The 20886-nt window shown below is 73.2% G+C and carries 16 protein-coding genes; 6 read left to right on the forward strand and 10 right to left on the reverse strand.

All coding sequences use genetic code 11. The features are described 5' to 3' along the window. Positions 1 to 98 precede the first annotated feature (98 nt). From ACGFML_RS27795 to ACGFML_RS27805, 3 genes are all read right to left on the reverse strand, one after another. A complete protein-coding gene (locus ACGFML_RS27795) occupies positions 99 to 1559 on the reverse strand; it encodes a glutamate synthase subunit beta (protein WP_393548183.1) in 1461 nt (486 codons plus the stop codon). Continuing rightward, positions 1552 to 6162: a glutamate synthase large subunit gene (gene gltB, locus ACGFML_RS27800; RefSeq protein WP_393548185.1), complete on the reverse strand. Its 4611-nt coding sequence runs from the start codon at positions 6160 to 6162 to the stop codon at positions 1552 to 1554. Before gltB ends, ACGFML_RS27795 begins: the two co-directional genes overlap by 8 nt. Before the next feature lie 290 nt (positions 6163 to 6452). Beyond that, a complete protein-coding gene (locus tag ACGFML_RS27805; protein WP_393548187.1) occupies positions 6453 to 7184 on the reverse strand; it encodes a VIT1/CCC1 transporter family protein in 732 nt (243 codons plus the stop codon). A gap of 270 nt (positions 7185 to 7454) precedes the next feature. Between ACGFML_RS27805 and ACGFML_RS27810 the strand changes: the two genes are divergently transcribed. From ACGFML_RS27810 to ACGFML_RS27835, 6 genes are read left to right on the forward strand one after another with little or no spacing between them, the layout of a single operon-like run. Further along, entirely contained in the window at positions 7455 to 8546 is a 1092-nt protein-coding gene (locus ACGFML_RS27810; RefSeq protein ID WP_393548189.1) for an ADP-ribosylglycohydrolase family protein, read from the forward strand. Then, positions 8543 to 9760: an ADP-ribosylglycohydrolase family protein gene (locus tag ACGFML_RS27815; protein ID WP_393548191.1), complete on the forward strand. Its 1218-nt coding sequence runs from the start codon at positions 8543 to 8545 to the stop codon at positions 9758 to 9760. The genes ACGFML_RS27810 and ACGFML_RS27815 overlap by 4 nt, the downstream gene beginning before the upstream one ends. After that, the gene (locus tag ACGFML_RS27820) at positions 9757 to 10950 is read left to right on the forward strand and encodes an ADP-ribosylglycohydrolase family protein (protein ID WP_393548193.1); all 1194 of its coding nucleotides are present in this window, start codon (positions 9757 to 9759) and stop codon (positions 10948 to 10950) included. Before ACGFML_RS27815 ends, ACGFML_RS27820 begins: the two co-directional genes overlap by 4 nt. Beyond that, positions 10947 to 12386, forward strand: coding sequence for an ADP-ribosylglycohydrolase family protein (locus tag ACGFML_RS27825; protein ID WP_393548195.1), 1440 nt, complete (start codon positions 10947 to 10949; stop codon positions 12384 to 12386). The genes ACGFML_RS27820 and ACGFML_RS27825 overlap by 4 nt, the downstream gene beginning before the upstream one ends. Next, complete coding sequence (locus ACGFML_RS27830) at positions 12383 to 13624, forward strand: CaiB/BaiF CoA transferase family protein (protein ID WP_393548197.1); 1242 nt, start codon at positions 12383 to 12385, stop codon at positions 13622 to 13624. Before ACGFML_RS27825 ends, ACGFML_RS27830 begins: the two co-directional genes overlap by 4 nt. After that, the gene (locus ACGFML_RS27835) at positions 13621 to 14532 is read left to right on the forward strand and encodes an HpcH/HpaI aldolase/citrate lyase family protein (protein ID WP_393548199.1); all 912 of its coding nucleotides are present in this window, start codon (positions 13621 to 13623) and stop codon (positions 14530 to 14532) included. The genes ACGFML_RS27830 and ACGFML_RS27835 overlap by 4 nt, the downstream gene beginning before the upstream one ends. A gap of 96 nt (positions 14533 to 14628) precedes the next feature. Here ACGFML_RS27835 and lgt read toward each other — a convergent pair whose 3' ends face one another. From lgt to ACGFML_RS27870, 7 genes are all read right to left on the reverse strand, one after another. Continuing rightward, a complete protein-coding gene (lgt, locus tag ACGFML_RS27840; RefSeq protein WP_393548201.1) occupies positions 14629 to 15843 on the reverse strand; it encodes a prolipoprotein diacylglyceryl transferase in 1215 nt (404 codons plus the stop codon). Between the two features lie 121 nt (positions 15844 to 15964). Beyond that, on the reverse strand, positions 15965 to 16783 hold the full coding sequence (locus tag ACGFML_RS27845; RefSeq protein WP_393548203.1) for a DsbA family protein: 819 nt from the start codon (positions 16781 to 16783) through the stop codon (positions 15965 to 15967). An 89-nt stretch (positions 16784 to 16872) separates the two neighbouring features. Continuing rightward, complete coding sequence (gene trpA, locus ACGFML_RS27850; RefSeq protein WP_393548205.1) at positions 16873 to 17691, reverse strand: tryptophan synthase subunit alpha; 819 nt, start codon at positions 17689 to 17691, stop codon at positions 16873 to 16875. Next, the gene (gene trpB, locus ACGFML_RS27855) at positions 17691 to 18971 is read right to left on the reverse strand and encodes a tryptophan synthase subunit beta (protein WP_393548207.1); all 1281 of its coding nucleotides are present in this window, start codon (positions 18969 to 18971) and stop codon (positions 17691 to 17693) included. Before trpB ends, trpA begins: the two co-directional genes overlap by 1 nt. A 150-nt stretch (positions 18972 to 19121) precedes the next feature. Beyond that, the gene (gene trpM / locus ACGFML_RS27860) at positions 19122 to 19361 is read right to left on the reverse strand and encodes a tryptophan biosynthesis modulator TrpM (RefSeq protein WP_393548209.1); all 240 of its coding nucleotides are present in this window, start codon (positions 19359 to 19361) and stop codon (positions 19122 to 19124) included. Positions 19362 to 19384: 23 nt separating this feature from the next. Next, positions 19385 to 20194 (reverse strand): indole-3-glycerol phosphate synthase TrpC, encoded by an 810-nt coding sequence (gene trpC, locus ACGFML_RS27865; protein ID WP_393548211.1) that lies wholly within the window; start codon positions 20192 to 20194, stop codon positions 19385 to 19387. A 172-nt stretch (positions 20195 to 20366) separates the two neighbouring features. Continuing rightward, positions 20367 to 20774 carry a DUF2752 domain-containing protein gene (locus tag ACGFML_RS27870; RefSeq protein WP_393548433.1) on the reverse strand — a complete coding sequence of 136 codons (408 nt, stop codon included), beginning with the start codon at positions 20772 to 20774 and terminating at the stop codon, positions 20367 to 20369. Between the last annotated feature and the right edge of the window lie 112 nt (positions 20775 to 20886).

Below are 20886 nucleotides of genomic sequence, written 5' to 3' on the forward strand. Positions count from 1 at the left end.
CGGAGAAAAGCCGACGGCGCCTGCCCTCCGGTCGGGGGGAGGGGACAGGCGCCGCCGTTGTTCCGTACGACGTTGTACGGGACATCTGGGGACGGGCGTTACACGGTCAGTGCGCGGTCCGTCGGCTTGATGGGAGCCGGCAGGGCGCTGACTCCGGTAAGGAAGTGGTCCACGCCCTTGGCCGCGGAACGGCCCTCGGCGATGGCCCAGACGATCAACGACTGACCGCGGCCCGCGTCACCGGCGACGTACACGCCGGGGACGTTGGTGGCGAAGTCGGCGTCGCGGGCGATGTTGCCGCGGGCGTCCAGCTCCAGGCCGAACTGCCCGACCAGGCCGTTGTCCTGGTCGGTGCCGGTGAAGCCCATCGCGAGGGTGACCAGCTGGGCCGGGATCCTGCGCTCGGTGCCGGGCTTCGGCTCGGGCTTGCCGTCCTTGAACTCCACCTCGGTCAGGTGCAGCCACTGGACGTTGCCGTCCTCGTCGCCCTCGAAGTGGGTGGTGGAGACGGAGTAGAGCCGCTCGCCGCCCTCCTCGTGCGCGGAGGTGACCTTGTAGAGCATGGGGAACGTCGGCCAGGGCTGGCCCGGGTTCCGCTCGTCGCCGGGCTTGCCCATGATCTCCAGCTGGGTCACGGAGGCCGCACCCTGGCGGTGGGCGGTGCCGACGCAGTCGGCGCCGGTGTCGCCGCCGCCGATGACGACGACGTGCTTGCCCTCGGCGCTGATCGGGGCGACGGTCAGGTCACCCTCCTGCACCTTGTTGGCAAGCGGCAGGTACTCCATCGCGAAGTGGATGCCGTTCAGCTCCCGGCCGGGGACCGGCAGGTCGCGGGAGGTGGTGGAGCCCGCGGCGATGACGACGGCGTCGTAGCGCTTGCGCAGCTTCTTGGCGTCGATGTCGCGGCCGATCTCCACCTCCGTACGGAACTTGGTGCCCTCCGCGCGCATCTGCTCGATGCGGCGGTTGATGTGGCGCTTTTCCATCTTGAACTCGGGGATGCCGTAGCGCAGGAGACCACCGATACGGTCCGCGCGCTCGTAGACGGCGACGGTGTGGCCGGCCCGGGTCAGCTGCTGGGCGGCGGCCAGACCGGCCGGGCCCGAGCCGATGACGGCCACGGTCTTGCCGGAGAGGCGCTCGGGCGGCTGCGGGGTGACATCGCCGTTGTCCCACGCCTTGTCGATGATGGAGACCTCGACGTTCTTGATGGTCACCGGCGGCTGGTTGATGCCCAGCACGCAGGCGGCCTCACAGGGCGCGGGGCAGAGGCGACCGGTGAACTCCGGGAAGTTGTTGGTCGCGTGCAGCCGCTCGCTGGCCTCGGTCCAGTCCTCGCGGTAGGCGTAGTCGTTCCACTCGGGGATGAGGTTCCCCAGCGGACAGCCGTTGTGGCAGAACGGGATGCCGCAGTCCATGCAGCGCGACGCCTGCTTGCTGATGATCGGCAGCAGGGAACCAGGCTTGTAGACCTCGTTCCAGTCCTGGACGCGCTCCTCGACGGGGCGGGTCTCGGCGACCTCGCGGTCGGTGGTCAGGAAGCCCTTGGGGTCAGCCATTGGTCGCCGCCTCCATCATCTTCTCGTGGGTCTCGGACTCGGAGAGTCCGGCTCGCTCGGCGGCGTCCTTGGCGGCGAGCACTGCCTGGAAAGTGGCCGGGACGACCTTGCTGAAGCGGGCGGCGGCCGCGTCCCAGTCGGCGAGGAGCTTCGCGGCGACGGTGGAGCCGGTCTCCTCCTGGTGGCGACGCACGGCGTCGTGCAGCCACTGCTTGTCGGTGTCGTCCAGCGTGGTGACCGCGGCGGACAGTTCACGGTTGACGTTGTCCGGGTCGAGGTCGATGACGTACGCGATGCCACCGGACATGCCCGCCGCGAAGTTGCGGCCGGTCTCGCCCAGGACGACGGCATGGCCACCGGTCATGTATTCGCAGCCGTGGTCGCCGACGCCCTCGGAGACCACCGTGGCACCGGAGTTGCGGACGCAGAACCGCTCGCCGACCCGGCCGCGCAGGAACAGCTCGCCGCCGGTGGCGCCGTAGGCGAGGGTGTTGCCCGCGATGGTGGAGTACTCGGCCAGGTGGTCGGCGCCGCGGTCCGGGCGGACGACGACCCGGCCGCCCGACAGGCCCTTGCCGACGTAGTCGTTGGCGTCGCCCTCCAGACGCAGCGTGATGCCGCGCGGCAGGAACGCGCCGAAGGACTGGCCGGCCGAGCCGGTGAAGGTGATGTCGATGGTGTCGTCGGGCAGGCCCGCGCCACCGAACTTCTTGGTCACCTCGTGGCCGAGCATGGTGCCGACCGTGCGGTTGATGTTCCGTACGGCGATCTGGGCACGGACCGGCTGCGCGGCCTCGGCGGTGTCCGCGGACAGCGCGTCGGCGGCGAGCTTGATCAGCTCGTTGTCGAGCGCCTTCTCCAGACCGTGGTCCTGGACGGTGCTCTGGTGGCGGACCGCGCCCTCGGCCAGCTCGGGGACGTGCAGCAGCGGGGCCAGGTCCAGGCCCTGCGCCTTCCAGTGGTCCACGGCCTTGGTGGTGTCCAGCAGCTCGGCGTGGCCGACGGCCTCCTCCAGGCTGCGGAAGCCCAGCTCGGCGAGGATCTCGCGGACCTCTTCGGCGATGAACTGGAAGAAGTTGACGATGTACTCGGCCTTGCCGCTGAAGCGCTCGCGCAGCGTCGGGTTCTGCGTGGCGATGCCGACCGGGCAGGTGTCCAGGTGGCAGACGCGCATCATGACGCAGCCGGAGACGACCAGCGGGGCGGTCGCGAAGCCGTACTCCTCGGCGCCCAGCAGGGCGGCGATGACCACGTCGCGGCCGGTCTTGAGCTGGCCGTCGGTCTGCACGACGATGCGGTCGCGCAGGCCGTTGAGCAGCAGCGTCTGCTGGGTCTCGGCCAGGCCCAGCTCCCAGGGACCGCCCGCGTGCTTGAGCGAGGTGAGCGGGGAGGCGCCCGTTCCGCCGTCGTGGCCGGAGATGAGGACCACGTCCGCGTGCGCCTTGGAGACGCCTGCGGCGACGGTGCCGACGCCGACCTCGGAGACCAGCTTCACGTGGATGCGGGCCACCGGGTTGGCGTTCTTGAGGTCGTGGATCAGCTGAGCCAGGTCCTCGATGGAGTAGATGTCGTGGTGCGGCGGCGGGGAGATGAGTCCCACGCCCGGCGTCGAGTGCCGGGTCTTGGCCACCCACGGGTAGACCTTGTGGCCGGGCAGCTGGCCGCCCTCGCCGGGCTTGGCGCCCTGCGCCATCTTGATCTGGATGTCGTCGGAGTTGACCAGGTATTCGCTGGTCACACCGAAGCGGCCGGAGGCCACCTGCTTGATGGAGGAACGGCGCGCCGGGTCGTACAGGCGCTCCGGGTCCTCGCCGCCCTCACCGGTGTTGGACTTGCCGCCCAGCTGGTTCATGGCGATGGCGAGGGTCTCGTGCGCCTCCTGGGAGATGGAGCCGTACGACATCGCGCCGGTGGAGAAGCGCTTGACGATCTCGGAAGCGGACTCGACCTCGTCGATCGAGATCGGCTCGCGGCCGCTCTTGAGGCCGAACAGGCCGCGCAGCGTCATCAGCCGCTCGGACTGCTCGTTCACCCGCTCGGTGTACTGCTTGAAGATGTCGTAGCGGCGCGAGCGGGTGGAGTGCTGGAGCCGGAAGACGGTGTCCGGGTCGAAGAGGTGCGGCTCGCCCTCGCGGCGCCACTGGTACTCGCCGCCGATGTCCAGCGCGCGGTGCGTGGCGGCGATGCCGGAGGCCGGGTACGCCTTGGCGTGCCGGGCCGCGACCTCCTTGGCGATGACGTCCAGGCCGGCGCCACCGATCTTGGTGGCGGTGCCGTGGAAGTACTTGGCGACGAACTCCTCGTCCAGGCCGACGGCCTCGAAGACCTGCGCGCCGCGGTAGGAGGCGACGGTGGAGATGCCCATCTTGGACATCACCTTCAGGACGCCCTTGCCGAGCGCCTTGATGAGGTTCTTGAGGGCCGTCTCGGTCTCGACGCCGGGCAGGAAGGTGCCCGCCCGGACCAGGTCCTCGACGGACTCCATCGCCAGGTACGGGTTGACGGCCGCGGCACCGAAGCCGATGAGCAGCGCGACATGGTGCACCTCGCGCACGTCGCCGGCCTCGACGAGCAGGCCGACCTGGGTGCGCTCCTTGGTGCCGATGAGGTGGTGGTGGACCGCGGCGGTCAGCAGCAGCGACGGGATCGGCGCGTGCTCGGCGTCGGAGTGCCGGTCGGAGAGCACGATGAGCCGGGCGCCGTCGTCGATGGCGGCGTCCGCCTCGGCGCAGATCTCCTCGATCCGGGCGGCCAGCGACTCGCCGCCGCCGCTCACGCGGTAGAGGCCGGAGAGGGTCACGGCCTTCATGCCGGGCATGTCGCCGTCGGCGTTGATGTGCACGAGCTTGGCCAGCTCGTCGTTGTCGATCACCGGGAACGGCAGGGTCACGCTGCGACAGGACGCCGCGGTGGGCTCCAGGAGGTTGCCCTGGGGGCCGAGCGAGGAGATCAGCGAGGTGACCAGTTCCTCGCGGATGGCGTCCAGCGGCGGGTTGGTGACCTGCGCGAAGAGCTGGGTGAAGTAGTCGAAGAGCAGCCGGGGGCGCTCGGAGAGCGCGGCGATCGGCGAGTCGGTGCCCATCGAGCCGATCGGCTCGGCGCCGGCCTTGGCCATCGGGGCGAGGATGACGCGCAGCTCTTCCTCGGTGTAGCCGAAGGTCTGCTGGCGGCGGGTGACCGAGGCGTGCGTGTGCACGATGTGCTCGCGCTCGGGCAGGTCCGCCAGGTCGATCAGGCCGGACTCCAGCCACTCCTGGTACGGGTGCTCGGCGGCGAGCTGCGCCTTGATCTCGTCGTCCTCGATGATGCGGTGCTCGGAGGTGTCGACGAGGAACATCCGGCCGGGCTGGAGGCGGCCCTTGCGGACGACCTTGGCCGGGTCGATGTCGAGGACGCCGACCTCGGAGGAGAGGACCACCAGGCCGTCGTCGGTGACCCAGTAGCGGCCGGGGCGCAGGCCGTTGCGGTCGAGGACCGCGCCGACCTGGTTGCCGTCGGTGAAGGTGACGCAGGCCGGGCCGTCCCAGGGCTCCATCATCGTGGAGTGGTACTGGTAGAAGGCGCGCCGGGCCGGGTCCATGGCGGGGGAGTTCTCCCACGCCTCGGGGACCATCATCAGCACCGAGTGCGGCAGCGAGCGGCCGCCGAGGTGGAGCAGCTCCAGGACCTCGTCGAAGGAGGCGGAGTCGGAGGCGTCCGGGGTGCAGACCGGGAACAGCCGCTCCAGCTTCTCGGCGTTCTCGGCGCCGAAGAGCTCGGAGGCGAGCTGGGACTCGCGGGCCCGCATCCAGTTGCGGTTGCCCTTGACCGTGTTGATCTCGCCGTTGTGCGCGACGAAGCGGTACGGGTGGGCCAGCGGCCAGCTCGGGAAGGTGTTGGTGGAGAAGCGCGAGTGGACCAGCGCGATGGCGGTGGCGAATCGGCGGTCGGAGAGGTCCGGGAAGAAGGGCTCGAGCTGGCCGGTGGTCAGCATGCCCTTGTAGACGATCGTCCGCGCGGACAGCGAGGGGAAGTAGACGCCCGCCTCGCGCTCGGCGCGCTTGCGCAGCGCGAACGCCTTGCGGTCCAGCGCCAGGCCGGTGTTCTCCCCGTCGGCGACGAAGAGCTGGGAGAAGGCCGGCATGGTGGCGCGGGCGCCGTTGCCGAGCAGCTGGGGGGCGACCGGAACGATGCGCCAGCCCAGGACGGTGAGGCCCTCTTCGGCGGCGATCGTCTCGATCTGCGAGACGGCGGCGGCCGCATCGCGGGCCTCGGAGGGCAGGAAGGCGATGCCGACGGCGTAGGCGCCGGCCTCGGGGAGCTCGAAGGTGGCTTCCTCACGGAGGAACGCGTCCGGGACCTGGAGCAGGATGCCGGCACCGTCACCGGAGTCGGGCTCCGATCCGGTGGCACCGCGGTGCTCGAGGTTCGTCAGGACGGTGAGCGCCTGCTCGACCAACGCGTGGCTGGCCTCGCCGGTGAGGGTGGCCACAAAGCCGACGCCGCATGCGTCGTGCTCGTTGCGCGGGTCGTACATCCCCTGCTGGGCGGGGCGCCCGTCCATGGGCGACCAAGCGGCGCTGGCGCTGCCGGTGGTCGCGGAGTGCGTGGACGCGGAACGCATCGGCTCTCCCAACGTCGTCGTGGCATAGGCATTGCCGAGGGACGACGTTGGCCCTCCGCGAAATTTCGTGCAGGTTACAGGATGGCCCGCTTCTCGAAAAGCGGATAGTGCCTTCCAACATACGGACACCGTGCGTTCCGGTGGATCAAGGACACGGGCGGACACTCCGCCATCCCGTGAGCGGCGTCCGGCGAGCGACATTGCCCGCGACGCCTGGGCCTTATGCCCCGTCGTCAACAAATCGAAACCGCTGAGTAACGCGTTCATTATGCGGAGCCCCGCACGGTGCGTCAGCCTACGACGGTTCCGAACAACGATCCCAGGACGTACGTCACACCTGCGGCGGCGCCCCCCAGGGCCAATTGGCGGAATCCGCTGAACCACCACGAGCGCGCCGTCACACGCGCCACGACCGCTCCGCAGCCGAACAGCCCGAGCAGCGCCAGCGCCACGGCGGGCCACAAAGCCGAAGCCCCCAAAAGATAAGGAAGAACAGGCAAAAGCGCGCCCAAGGCAAAGGATCCGAAGGAAGAAACGGCAGCGACAGTGGGCGACGGAAGGTCGGACGGGTCTATTCCCAATTCTTCGCGGGCGTGAATTTCCAGCGCCTGCTCGGGATCCCTGGACAGCTGTTCGGCGACCTGCCGCGCGAGCTCCGGCTCGACCCCGCGGGACTCGTACAGCGCGGCCAGCTCGTCGAGCTCGTCCTTCGGGTGCTTGCGCAGCTCGGTGCGCTCGATGTCCAGCTCGGCCAGCACCAGCTCGCGCTGCGAGGCGACCGAGGTGTACTCCCCCGCGGCCATCGAGAAGGCGCCGGCGGCCAGCCCCGCGAGGCCCGTGATGATGATCGTCTGCTGCGACACCGAGCCGCCGGCGACGCCGGTCATCAGGGCCAGGTTCGAGACCAGCCCGTCCATCGCCCCGAAGACCGCGGGGCGCAGCCAGCCGCCGTTGACGTCACGGTGCGTGTGATTGTCCCGGTGCGCGATATGCGTCGGCGCCGCGCTGTCCATGATCTCCATGACCGACATAAAGGGACCCTCTCCCTTCCACGAGGTGTGGGCCGATGGCGGCGCTTCCCCCTGCAACACCTCGAAGTTACGCGCGGATCACTCCTCGCCGCTAGCAAGGAAGGCCGAACTTACCGCCCTGACCTGCGGCTTTACGGAAAACCAATTATTGACGCTCCGTCAGGCGGCGCCGTCGACCGGGTGACCTCACAGCCCGCGGCAGGAGAGGCGGGCCGCCGCGTGGGACGGATACACCCCGACCCGCAGACGAAAGGTCACGCCATGAGCGCACCGGATCCCCTGCCCCCGGCGGCCGGCCTGCCCGGTGCGCTGCGTGACCGCGCCCGCGGGGCGATGCTCGGGCTGGCGGTCGGCGATGCCCTGGGGGCGCCCGCGGAGAACATGAAGCCCTCGCAGATCCGCCGCCGCTGGGGCCGTATCGAGGGCTTCGTCGAGGACGATCCGGCCGGCACCGACGACACCGAGTACGCGATCTTCTCCGGGCTCCTGCTGTCCGCGCACGGATCGGCACTGACCGTCGCCCACGTCGAGGCCGCCTGGCACCAGTGGATCGCCGACCGCGACGAGGGCCCGTTCCGCGGCGCCGGCTTCAGCGAGCGCGGCACCCTGGAGAACCTGCGCCGCGGCCTCGCCGCACCCATCTCGGCCCAGCACCGGCACGCCTGGAGCGACGGACTGGCGATGCGCGCCGCGCCGTTCGGGGTGTTCGCCGCCGGCCGGCCGGCCGAGGCCGCCCGGCTGGTGGCCATCGACGGCACGGTCAGCCACGACGGCGAGGGGATCTACGGCGGCCGTGCGGTGGCCGCCGGGGTCGCCACCGCCATGGTCGCCCTCCCCCAAGGACCTTCGGCGGCCTCCCGCCCCGCGGGGACCTCCGTCACCGACGCGGTGATCGCCGCCGCGCTCTCCGTCGTCCCGGAGGACTCCTGGACCGCACGCTCGCTGCGCCGCGCGGTCGGTGCCGCCCAGCGCTCCCGGCACGACCCCGGTATCACCCGGCTGGGCACCGAGCGCGCGGTGCGCTCCGCCGTCGTCGTCGGCGGCTACCCCTGGACGGACCTGGCCCCCGAGGCCGTCGGGCTGGCCTTCGGGGCGTTCGCGGCGGCCCACGGCGACTTCACCGGGTCGGTGCTGACCGCGGTGAACATGGGCCGCGACGCGGACACCACGGCGGCGGTGGCCGGCGCACTGGCCGGGGCCCTGGGCGGCGCGGCCGCGATCCCCGAGCACTGGGCCGCCGCCATCGGCCCGGCCCGCGGCAGCTGCCTGCCCTCGATGGCCGGCTACCACGTCCTGGACATCGCGGATCTGCTGGCACCCTCGGACATGGGCGCCGAGGCGGCCGCCGTATGAGCGACCCCGCCTCCCGCAGCCGGATCGAGGGGCTGCTGCTCGGCCTGGCCGCCGGGGACGCCGCCGGTTGGCCCGCCGCCCGGCACCGGGCCGCCCGGATGCCCGAGTGGACCCGGCGGCTGACCCGCGAGCTGGACACCTTCGCCGAGCAGAACGCCACCACCACCCTGCCCGTGCCCATCGCCCTCAACCAGCCGCCCGAGCCGCTGCGGCTGGGCCCGTCCGACGACGCCGAGTGGGCGGCCTTCACCGCCGGGTCGGTCCTCACCGCCGCCGGGGCACTGCTCAGCGACCTGGGCCGGGACCACCGGATGCGGGCCGCCATCGACCTGGCCTGGAACGCGCTGGCCGGCGAGATCGCCGCGGCCGCCGACCGCGCGCCCGAGGTGGAGTCCGCGGTGCTGCCGCTGCGCGCCCGGATCTCGGTACGGGCCGGGCTCGGCAATCTCGCCGCCGGACTGCGGCCGCCCGCCACCGGCCACGACAACCCGCACTACTTCGACGACGCGGCCTGTGTCAGGGCCACCGTGCTGGCCGTCGTCCACCCCGGTGCGCCCTCGTCGGCGGCCGGACTGGCCGAGTACGACGCCCGCTACACCCAGGACGGCGACGGGGTGCACGGCGCCCGCGCGATGGCCGCCGCGGTCGCGTCCGCACTCGGCGGCGCACCGGTGGACGCCTGCGTGGACGCGGCCCTCGACCAGCTGCCCGAAGGCACCGAGATCCGCCGCAACGCACTGCACGCGGTCGCCCTCGCCCGCGCCGCGGCGGCCGACCGCCCCGGCAGCGCCTTCGCCCTGGTCCCGGTCCTGGAGCACGAGATCGTCGACCACGTCTACAGCTACGGCATCGCCGCCGCCGAAACCGTCCCCGTCGCGCTCGCGCTGACCATCGCGGGCGGCGGGCGGGTCGCCGAGGCGGTACCGGCCGCCGCCTGCCTCTCCCGGGTCGCCGACTCCGCGCCCGCCCTCGCCGGGGCGCTGACCGGCGCGCTCGGCGGCGCCGGCGCACTGCCCCGCGCCTGGCGCGACGCCTGCCGGGTGCTCTCCGGCTGCGCGCTGCCCCGGCTGGCCGGCACCGACCTCGTCGAACTCGCGAGCCTGCTCGCCGGTACGGAACTGACCACCCTCCCCGAAGCCGTCCGCACCACCACCCTGCACGCCCCGCCGCACCCACCCGCCGCGCCCACCGTGGAAGGACTCACCCGCACATGACGCACACCCTGCAGACCGTCCCGGAACCGCTCCCGGCCACCGGGAGCGACGCCGCCCCGCTGGAGAACCGGGCGGCCGGCACTCTGGTCGGCGCGGCCGTCGGCGACGCGCTCGGCGGCCCCGTCGAGGGCTGGACGCCGGAGCAGATCGTGGCGCGGCACGGCGGCCGGGTCGAGGGCATCGTCGGCCCGTTCCACGAGGACTGGCGCACCGCACGCCCGATCGCGCCGTACCACAAGGGCGACGGCCACGTCACCGACGACACCCTCATGACCCATGCGCTGGTCCGGGTCTACGAAAAGGTCCGCGACCATCTCGACGCCTACGACATCGCCGACCACCTCGTACCGGACCTGATCGGCACCCCGCGCTGGATCCCCGAGCTGGAGGACGAGGCACTGCCGCTGCAGCGCATCTTCCTCGCCGAGAAGTGGATCGTGGCGCGGCTGCACTACGGGCACGTCGACCCGCGGGAGGCGGGCGTCGGCAACATCGTCAACTGCGGTGCGGCGATGTACATGGCGCCGGTCGGCGTCGTCAACGCCGGGCATCCGGACCGGGCCTACGCCGAGGCGCTGGACATCGCCGGCGCCCATCAGTCCTCCTACGGCAGGGAGGCGGCGGGCGTCTTCGCCGCCTCCGTGGCCGCGGCCTTCGTCCCCGGCGCCACCGTGACCTCCGTCATCGACCACGCGCTCCGGCTCGCCAAGGACGGCACCCGCGCCGCGATCGAGGCCGCCTGCGAGGCCGTCGCACCGCACTCCGGCTACGAGGCGGCGCTGGCGCCGCTGCGCGCGGCCGTCACCCCCTTCGACACCGTGGGCCCGGACTACCGCAACCCCTCCCTGGGCGCCCGCCGCCCCTCCCGGCTGCACGCCATCGAGGAACTCCCCGTCGCACTGGGCATGCTGCTCGCCTGCGGCGGTGACTTCCGCGGAGCGGTCCTGGGCTCGGTCAACTACGGCCGGGACTGCGACTCCATCGCCACGATGAGCGGGGCACTCGCCGGCGCGCTGCACGGGACCGCCGCCGTACCGGCCGAGTGGAGCGCGGAGGTCGCCCGCGCCAGCCGCCTCGATCTGCACGCCCCGGCGGCGGCGCTGGCCACCGTCACCCGCGAGGTCTTCGCCCGCGACCGGATCCGCCGCCGTGCGCACGAGCGGGCCTTCGCGGCCCTCGCCGAAGGATGAGCGCGCCGGCGGCGACCGCCGCGCCGCCGCTCCGGGTGACCTGGGTCCAGCCCGAGGACCTGGTGGGGCACGAGCTGCGGCAGGCCGCCGAGGACGGGCGGGCGGCGGCCGGGATCGAACGGCGCTGGCGGGCGGCGGGCGGCGCGCCGGCACCCGACCGGGCGGGGGCCTCCGTCGCGTCGCCGAATGCTGCGCTGCGCCCGCTCGCCGCCTCCCTGCTCGATGAACTCGCCCTGCTGGAGTGCCCGTCGCAGGAGGACGAGCCCACCGACCTGACGGCGATTCAGGACCGGCAGAGCCCCCTGCCGCGCCCGGACTTGACGCCACGTCACTTCGCTTCCCTCGCCGCCCGCCTGGAGGCCGCCTGGCTCGGCCGGGCGGCCGGATGCCTGCTCGGCAAGCCCGTCGAGAAGCTGCCCCTCGACGGTGTCCGGGCGCTCGCCCGCGCCACCGGGAACTGGCCGCTGGACTCGTGGTTCACCGCGACCGGCCTTCACCCGTCGGTGGCCGCCCGGTACCCCTGGAACCACCGCAGCCGCACCACCTCGCTCGCCGAGAACATCTGCCAGATGCCCGAGGACGACGACCTCAACTACCCCCTTCTCGGGCTGCTGCTGCTCGAACGCCACGGGCACGGCTTCACCACCTCCGACGTGGCACGGCTGTGGCTGGACGAACTGCCCGCCGGCCGTACCTTCACCGCCGAGCGCATCGCCTACCGCAATCTCCTGGACGGCATCGAACCGCCGGCCACCGCGCGGTACCGCAATCCGTTCCGGGAGTGGATCGGCGCCCAGATCCGCGCGGACGTGTACGGCTGGACCCACCCGGGCGACCCGGCGGCCGCGGCGGCGGAAGCCTGGCGGGACGCCACCCTCAGCCACACCGCGAACGGGGTGTACGGGGCGATGTTCGCGGCGGCCGCCCTGGCGGCGGCCGCCGGCGGCGGCACCGATGTGCACGGCGCGCTGCGGGCCGGGCTCGGCGTGATCCCCGGGCGGTCCCGGCTCGCGCGGGCCGTCCGCTTCGGGATCGCGGCGTCCCGGGCGGAGCCGACCGGGACGGCGGACGGATTCTCCGTCGTCGTCGATCGGCTGCACCACCGATACGGACACCACCACTGGGTGCACGCCGTGCCGAACGCCGCCCTGCTGGCCGCCGCACTCACCCATGCCGACGGCGACTTCACCGGCTCCATCTGCCGCGCGGTGTCCGGCGGTTGGGACACCGACTCCAACGGCGCGACGGCCGGCTCGCTCGCCGGACTGCTCGCCGGCCGCCCCGCCGCCCTCCCCGAGCGCTGGACCGCGCCACTGCGCAACCGGCTAGCCACGAGCATCGGCCGACTGGACGGCATCGGCTTCGACGCCCTCGCCCGGCGCACCGCCGCGCTGGCCGTGCCCGCGCCCCACCGACCGGAGGCACCCGCGCCATGACCGACCCGTCCCTCAGCCCGCTGTACGCGCACGCCGCCCCACGGCCCGCTCCACCCGGCCCGCTCGCCGGACTGCGCGTCCTGGACCTCGCCACACTCTTCGCGGGGCCGCTCGCCGCCACCATGCTCGGCGACTTCGGCGCCGAGGTGATCAAGGTGGAGCATCCGCGGCGGCCCGATCCCGCGCGCGGCCACGGGCCGGCCAAGGACGGCGTGGGCCTGTGGTGGAAGCTGCTCGGCCGGAACAAGAAGACGATGACCCTCGATCTGTCCCGGCCGGGCGGCCGCGACGTGCTGCTGCGGATGGCCGCGGACACGGACGTCATCATCGAGAACTTCCGCCCCGGCACCCTGGAGAAGTGGGGCCTGGGCTGGCCGGAGCTCGCCGCCGCCAATCCCCGCCTGGTGCTCACCCGGGTCACCGGCTTCGGCCAGTTCGGCCCGTACGCCCGGCGCCCCGGATTCGGCACCCTGGCCGAGGCGATGAGCGGTTTCGCCGCGCTCACCGGGGAGCCGGACGGCCCGCCGACGCTGCCACCGTTCGGGCTCGCCGACTCCGTCGCCGCGCTCACCACCGCCTACGCCGTGATGGCGGCACTGCGCGGCCGGGACACCACCGGCCGGGGCCAGGTCGTCGACATGGCGATCATCGAGCCGATGCTGACCGTGATCGGGCCGCACCCCGTCTGGTACGACCAGCTCGGCCATGTGCAGCCGCGCACCGGCAACCGCTCCACCAACAACGCGCCCCGCAACGCCTACCGCACCGCCGACGGCTCCTGGGTCGCGGTCTCCACCTCGGCCCAGTCGATCGCCGAACGGGTGCTGCGGCTGGTCGGCCGCCCGGAGCTGATCGACGAGCCCTGGTTCGCGTCCGGCGAGGGTCGCGCCCGGCACGCCGACGAGCTCGACGCGGCGGTCGGCGGCTGGATCGCCCGGCGCGACCGGGCCGAGGTGCTCGCCGCCTTCGAGGAGGCCGAGGCGGCCGTCGCACCGGTCTACGACATCCGCGACGTCGTGGCGGACCCGCAGTACCGGGCCCTGGAATCGATCACCGAGGTCCCGGACGACGAGCTCGGCACCGTACGGATGCAGAACGTGCTCTTCCGGCTCTCGGAGACGCCCGGCGCCATCCGCTGGGCGGGCCGTCCGCACGGCGCCGACACCGACGACGTGCTGGCCGGGTTCGGCATGACCGGACCCGAGATCGCCGGACTGCGGGAAGCGGGCGCGCTGTGACGCCGGAGCCCGCCACCCCACCCCTGACCTGGCTGTATGTGCCCGGCGACCGGCCGGAGACGGTCGCCAAGGCGCTGCGCTGCGGCGCCGACGTCCTCCTCGTCGATCTGGAGGACGCGGTCGCCGCCGACCGCAAGGACTACGCGCTGCGCGCCACCTCCGAGCTGCTGGCCGACCCCGCGCCGGGCCCCTCCCCCGTCCACGTCCGCGTCAACGCGCTCGACGGCCCGCTCGCCGAGCGGGAGATCCGCACCCTGGCCGGGCTGCCGGGCCTGGCCGGGCTGCGGCTGCCCAAAGTGCAGCGGGCGGCCGATGTGCACCGCGCCGCCGCCTGGGCGACCGTGCGCCCCCGCGTCGCGGTGCGAACCGGCCCCGCCGCCGGCGCCACCACCGCCCTGGCCCCCCGGCCCGCGCCGCTCCCCGCCCTGCACGCGCTGCTCGAATCCGCCCTCGGCATCGAGCACGCCTTCGCCATCGCCACCGCCCACCCCGCGCTGCGCGGCATCGCGCTCGGTGAGGCCGATCTCCGCGCCGAACTGGGGGTACGGGACGAGGCGGGGCTGGCCTGGCCGCGCAGCCGGACCGTGGTCGCCGCCCGCGCGGCCGGGCTGGCGCCGCCCCCGCAGTCGGTCCATCCCGATGTGCGCGACACCGACGGGCTGGCCCGTTCCTGCGCACAGGGCAGGGATCTGGGGTTCCTGGGCCGCGCGGCGATCCATCCCCGGCAGCTGCCGGTCATCGAGGCGGCCTACCGTCCCTCGGCCGCGGAGATCGAGGCGGCACAGGAGGTGGTGGGGGCCGCCGCCACGGAGGCGGGGGCGCTGGCCCTGCCGGACGGGCGGTTCGTGGACGCGGCGGTGGTGGCCGGGGCCCGGCGGGTGCTGGCGCTGGCCGGGCGCGGCCGCTGAGGTGTCCCGGTACGGCAAAAGCGCCGGGCGGGTCCGTGACACTCGTGGTGTCACGGACCCGCCCGGCGCTGTGGCGGCCGCCGGCCGCCTCGGGGCCTACTTCTTGCCGCTGCCGCTTCCGGCGGGCTTGGTGTCCGTCTCCCCGGCGGACGCCTCGTTCCCGGCCGGGTCCTTGCCGCCCGTCCCGGCGTCCCCACCGGCGTCGGCCGCGGGCTCCGCCGCGTCGCCGGCCCGGTCGGCCGCGGAGGGCTCCCCGTCCGTGTCGGTGTCCGCCGCGGCCTCGACATCGGCCGTCTCGGCCTCGGCGCGCTCGGTGGCGTCGGCGCGCTCGGTGGCGTCGGCGGGCTCGGTGGCGTCGGCGGGCTTGCCGTCCGCCGGCTTCTTCGCCACCGGGACCTTGCCCTCGTCGTCGCCCTTGTCGGCGGCCTCGGCCGCGGCATCGGCGGAGTCCTCGGCGCCCGCGCCGTCCGCGCTCTCGCCCACGGCGAGCTGCGCCGCGGGCTCCACGACCTCTTCCCGGCCGGGCCGCAGCCTCGCCGAGACCACCAGGTAGGCGACGGCCAGGACGAAGACGATCAGCGCGGTCCAGACGTTCAGGCGCAGGCCCAGGATGTGGTGCGCCTCGTCGACCCGCATGTACTCGATCCAGGCGCGGCCGGCGCAGTAGGCGGCGACGTACAGGGCGAAGGCCCGTCCGTGGCCGAGCCGGAAGCGCTTGTCGGCCCAGATCACCAGCGCCGCGACGCCCAGGCACCACAGGCACTCGTACAGGAAGGTCGGGTGGTAGGTGCCGCCGATGCGGCCGATGGCGGGGTCGGAGCTGATCTTCAGCGCCCAGGGCACGTCGGTCTGCTTGCCGTAGAGCTCCTGGTTGAACCAGTTGCCCCAGCGGCCGATCGCCTGCCCGATGGCAAGGCCCGGTGCGAGCGCGTCGGCGTACGCGGGGAGCGGGATGCCGCGGCGGCGGCAGCCGATCCAGGCGCCCACCGCTCCGAGCGCGACCGCGCCCCAGATACCGAGGCCGCCCTGCCACACCTTGAAGGCGTCCAGTGGGTGGCCGCCCGCGCCGAAGTACGGCTCGTACGTCGTGATGACGTGGTAGAGGCGTCCGCCGACCAGCCCGAAGGGCACGGCCCAGACCGCGATGTCCGCGACGGTTCCGGAACGGCCGCCGCGCTGAACCCAGCGCTTGTTGCCGAGCCAGACGCCGACGAAGACGCCGATGATGATGCAGAATGCGTAGCCGCGCAGCGGAATCGGGCCGAGATGTACGACACCGGTCGACGGGCTGGGAATGAATGCGAGGTCCATGGCAGGGTCGACGCTACCGCGCCGGGCGGGGTCGACGACAACCTCACCCGGCTACGGCTCCGTAACGACCCTGGCGTATCACGCGACGACGCCGAGTGCCCGGCCCGCCCGGACGCCCTCGCTACGACGGCGAGGCGCTCTTCTGCGGCTTTCCGGGCTGCTTGCCCTTGTTGGCGTCCAGCACCATCTTCTTGAAGTCCGCCGGGGTGAAGCGGCCGCCCTTCTCCTTCGAGAGGTCCTTGCCGTTGAGCAGGACGGTGGGCGTGCCGCCGTAACCGGAGCCGGTGAAGGCCTGGTTGGACTTCCGGACGAAGTCGTCGTAGCGGCCGTCGTCGACACACTTGGTGAACGCGGCGGACGGCAGTCCCTTGACCTTGCCGGCGAGCTGGATGAGGTACTTCTTGTCGGCGAACCTGTCCTGCGGCTCGGGCGGTTGGTGGGAGTACAGAACATCGTGGTACTCGCGGAAGCGGCCGGCGTCCTGGGCGCAGAGCGCGGCGTTGCCCGCGGTGAGGGAGCCCTTGCCGCCGGCGTTGCCGTCGATGATCGTCGCGAGGTGGTACTCGGCCTTGAGCCGGCCGGAGTCCTCGAGTTGATGGATCACCGGGCGGAAGCCGGTTTCGAACTGCTGGCAGGCGGGGCAGCGGAAGTCCTCCCACACCGTGAGCGTGGAGGGGGCGTCCGGAGCGCCTACCGGCACGGCCGGCCTGTCGCCGCCGCTGGCCAGCTTGGGACGGGCCGTTTCGTTGTCGGTGCCGGCCCCGCCGCCGCTGGAGGTCGAGGCCCAGGTGGCGATGCCGCCGGCGATGGCCAGCACCGCCACCACCGAGCCGGCGACGATCGCCTGGCGGCCGCGCCGGGCGCGGGCCTCTTCCTTCGTCCGCTGGGCCTGCAGCCGCTCGCGAGCGCTGCGCGTTGCGTCATGATTCTTCTGGTTCACGCCCCTGGACAACGAAGCGGAGAGGTGCCGCGCACCCCTCCGCACCGATGTTCGCCCTATCGGGGGACAAGGCCCCGGGCGGGATCGCCCTATCCGCGCTTGCGTACGCCCTCGGCCAGCTCGCCCGCGAGGTCCCGGACCCCGGTGAGGCCGGCGTCGAGATCACCGTCCGCCGACAGCAGCCGCTTGACGAACGCCGATCCGACGATCACTCCGTCCGCGAACTGGGCCACCTCGGCCGCCTGTACGGCGTTGGAGACGCCGAGTCCGACGCAGACCGGCAGGTCGGTGGTGGCGCGGGTGCGCTCCACCAGCTCCTGGGCCTCGCGGCCGACCGACTGGCGGGTGCCGGTGACGCCCATCAGGGAGGCGGCGTAGACGAAGCCGCTGCCGGCCGCGGTGATCTTGGCGAGCCGCTCGTCCCGGCTGCTCGGCGCGACCACGAAGACGGTGGCCAGCCCGTGCTGCTCGGCGGCCTTGCGCCACACCTCGGACTCCTCGACCGGCAGGTCCGGCAGGATGCAGCCAGCGCCGCCCGCCGCGGCCAGGTCGGCGGCGAACCGCTCGGGGCCGTAGGCGTCGACCGGGTTCCAGTACGTCATGCACAGCACCGGCGCCCCGGTGGCGGCGTGCACCTCACGGACCGTACGGATGACGTCGACGATCTTGATGCCGCCGCGCAGCGCGATGTCGTCGGCGGTCTGGATGACCGGGCCGTCCAGGACCGGGTCGCTGTGCGGCAGGCCGACCTCGACGATGTCGCAGCCGCCGTCGAGCATCTCGGTCATCGCCCGGATGCCGCCGTCCACGGTCGGGAAGCCGGCGGGGAGGTAGCCGACCAACGCCGCGCGCTGCTCGGCGCGGGCCTGCGCCAGTACCGAGTTCAGCAGTTCCACGTTGCCCGCCATCACTTCTCCCCCTCGCCCGTGGGCTGGACCGCGCCGTTCACGTCGGCCCCGCCCTTGTCGTCGTACAGCCCGAAGTAGCGGGCGGCGGTGTCCATGTCCTTGTCCCCGCGGCCGGAGAGGTTGATCAGCAGCAGGCCCTCGGGGCCCAGCGCGCGGCCGACGTCCAGGGCGCCGGCCAGTGCGTGGGCGCTCTCGATGGCCGGGATGATGCCCTCGGTCTGCGACAGCAGCCGCAGTGCGCGCATCGCCTCGTCGTCGGTGACCGCGCGGTACTCGGCGCGGCCGATGTCCTTGAGGTAGGCGTGCTCGGGGCCGATGCCGGGGTAGTCCAGGCCGGCCGAGATCGAGTACGGCTCGGTGATCTGGCCGTCCTCGTCCTGCAGGACGTAGCTGCGCGAGCCGTGCAGGATGCCGGGGGTGCCCTCGGTGAGGGTGGCCGCGTGCTCGCCGCTCGCCACGCCGTGGCCGCCCGGCTCACAGCCGATCAGCCGGACGTCCGCGTCGGGGAGGAAGGCGTGGAAGAGGCCGATGGCGTTGGAGCCGCCGCCGACGCAGGCCACGGCCGCATCCGGCAGGCGACCGGCGCGCTCGAGGATCTGCCGGCGGGCCTCGACGCCGATGACGCGGTGGAAGTCGCGGACCAGCGCCGGGAAGGGGTGCGGGCCGGCGACCGTACCGAAGAGGTAGTGGGTGCGGTCGACGTTGGCCACCCAGTCGCGGAACGCCTCGTTGATGGCGTCCTTGAGGGTGCGGCTGCCGGACTTCACGGCGATGACCTCGGCGCCGAGCATCCGCATCCGGGCGACGTTGAGGGCCTGCCGCTGGGTGTCGACCTCGCCCATGTAGATGGTGCACTCCAGGCCGAAGAGCGCACAGGCGGTGGCGGTGGCGACGCCGTGCTGACCGGCGCCGGTCTCGGCGATGACCCGGGTCTTGCCCATCCGCCGGGTGAGCAGCGCCTGGCCCAGCACGTTGTTGATCTTGTGAGAGCCGGTGTGGTTGAGGTCCTCGCGCTTGAGGAACACCCGGGCCCCGCCCGCGTGTTCGGCGAACCGCGGCACCTCGGTGAGCGCACTGGGCCGGCCGGTGTAGTTGACCAGCAGGTCGTCGAGCTCGGCCGCGAAGGCGGGGTCCGCCTTGGCCTTCTCGTACTCGGCGGCGACCTCGTCGACGGCGGCGACCAGCGCCTCGGGGATGAACTTGCCGCCGAAGGCGCCGAAATAGCCCGTGGCGGTGGGGACGTGACCCTCGGGGTCGGGAATGAAGAACTCGGAGGACATCTGACGCACTCCTAGGCCGGGGCGACGGCCCCGGTGATCCGGTGGTGTCGCGGGCTGCGCGACAGGGACATCACGGCGGGCGGCGCGCACGACCGAGGTCGCTGCCGCCGCGGAACGCGGCAGAGCCGTTCCGCGGGGTGGGGCGACACGTCAGCGCGCGGGCCCCGGTCGCCATCGCATGCCGTTGATCTGTCCCGGCTCCGAGCCGATGTGGTACCTGACGCGCCGTCCGTGCACCCGTCGCGCGGGCGCCCGGCAGCCGCGCGGGCGACAGCCGCGGCAGAGCGCCGGGTACGGGGTGCGGGCGGCCCCCGCCGCGGCGCGCGCGCCGGCCGGGCCCGGGTGCGTGCCCCGGGCCGGGCGGCGGATGCCTGCGACGGTGGTGGTCATGTCTGTCGTTCCGTCCGGGCCGCTCAGGCGCGCCCGTGGCGGATCGCCGGGTGCGAACCCGCGGCGACCAGATCGGCGACCGCGGTCCTGGGGTCCTTGCCGGTGACCAGGGACTCGCCGACCAGGACCGCGTCCGCGCCTTCGTTGGCGTAGGCGATCAGGTCGTGGGGGCCGCGCACACCGGACTCGGCGATCTTGACGATGTGGTCGGGGATCTCGGGGGCGACCCGGGCGAAGTTGCCGCGGTCGACCTCCAGGGTCTTCAGGTCACGGGCGTTGACACCGATGATCTTGGCGCCGGCGTCCACCGCGCGGGCGACCTCTTCTTCGTTGTGCACCTCGACCAGCGGCGTGAGACCGATCGACTCGGCCCGCTCGATGAGCGAGACCAGCGCCTCCTGCTCCAGCGCGGAGACGATGAGCAGCACGAGGTCGGCGCCGTAGGCGCGGGCCTCCCACAGCTGGTAGGCGGAGACGATGAAGTCCTTGCGCAGCACGGGGATGTCGACCTTGGCCCGGACGGCCTCCAGGTCGGCCAGCGAGCCGCCGAACCGGCGCTGCTCGGTGAGGACGGAGATGACCGCCGCGCCGCCCGCTTCGTAGTCGGCCGCCAGCCCGGCCGGGTCGGCGATCGCGGCGAGCGCGCCCTTGGAGGGGCTGGAGCGCTTGACCTCGCAGATCACCGTGACGCTTTCGCCCTTGAGGGCCGCCACGCCGTCCTTGGCCGGCCGCACCTTGCGGGCCCGCTCCTTGAGCTCGTCGAGGCTGACGCGTGCCTGCCGCTCTGCGAGGTCGGCGCGGACTCCGTCGATGATCTCGTCGAGCACACTCACGCGAGCGGCCTCCTTCTAGAGCGGTGGGGGCGGACGGTGTCCCTCGGTAGAGGGCGCCGTCCCATCAGGCACTCCGATGGTATCCGCCACAGGGCGAAGGTCCCGCATCCGGTGGACGCCGATCCCACCACCTGGACATATGCCGGGTCGGCGGCCCCGGACAGCCGGCCGGTCACGGGACCAGGCCCGCGCCGAAGGGAAGGTTCCGGACGGCCGTGAAAACCAGCAGGAGGCCGCCCAGCGCCCACCAGTGGGCGGGCCGCGGCCGCGGACCTGCCGTGGGGCGCCCGCGGGCCGCGCGGACGAGCCAGCGCGCACAGAAGGCGGCGACGGCCGCGTAGGCGGCGACCGCGACGGCGTTCGCGGTGAGTGCGGCGCCGAGGTCACCGAGGGCGACGGCGTGGGCGCTGCGCAGCCCGCCGCAGGCCGGGCAGTAGATGCCGGTGAGGTGCAGCAGCGGGCAGACGGGATAGTGGCCGGCCTCGTTGGGATCCACCGCACCGACGGCGGCGAAGGCCGCGGCGAGGGCCGTGACGGTGCCGAGCGGCGCCGCGAGCCGGCGCGCCAGGCCGCCTGCCAGGCGAGGTCCGGCGGTTCCGGCGGTTCCGGCGGTTCCGGCGGTTCCGGCGGTTCCGGCGGTTCCGGCGGTTCCGGCGGTTCCGGCGGTTCCGGCGGTTCCGGCGGTTCCGGCG

The sequence above is a fragment of the Streptomyces sp. NPDC048650 genome (assembly GCF_043199095.1).
In the GTDB taxonomy this organism is placed as follows: domain Bacteria; phylum Actinomycetota; class Actinomycetes; order Streptomycetales; family Streptomycetaceae; genus Streptomyces.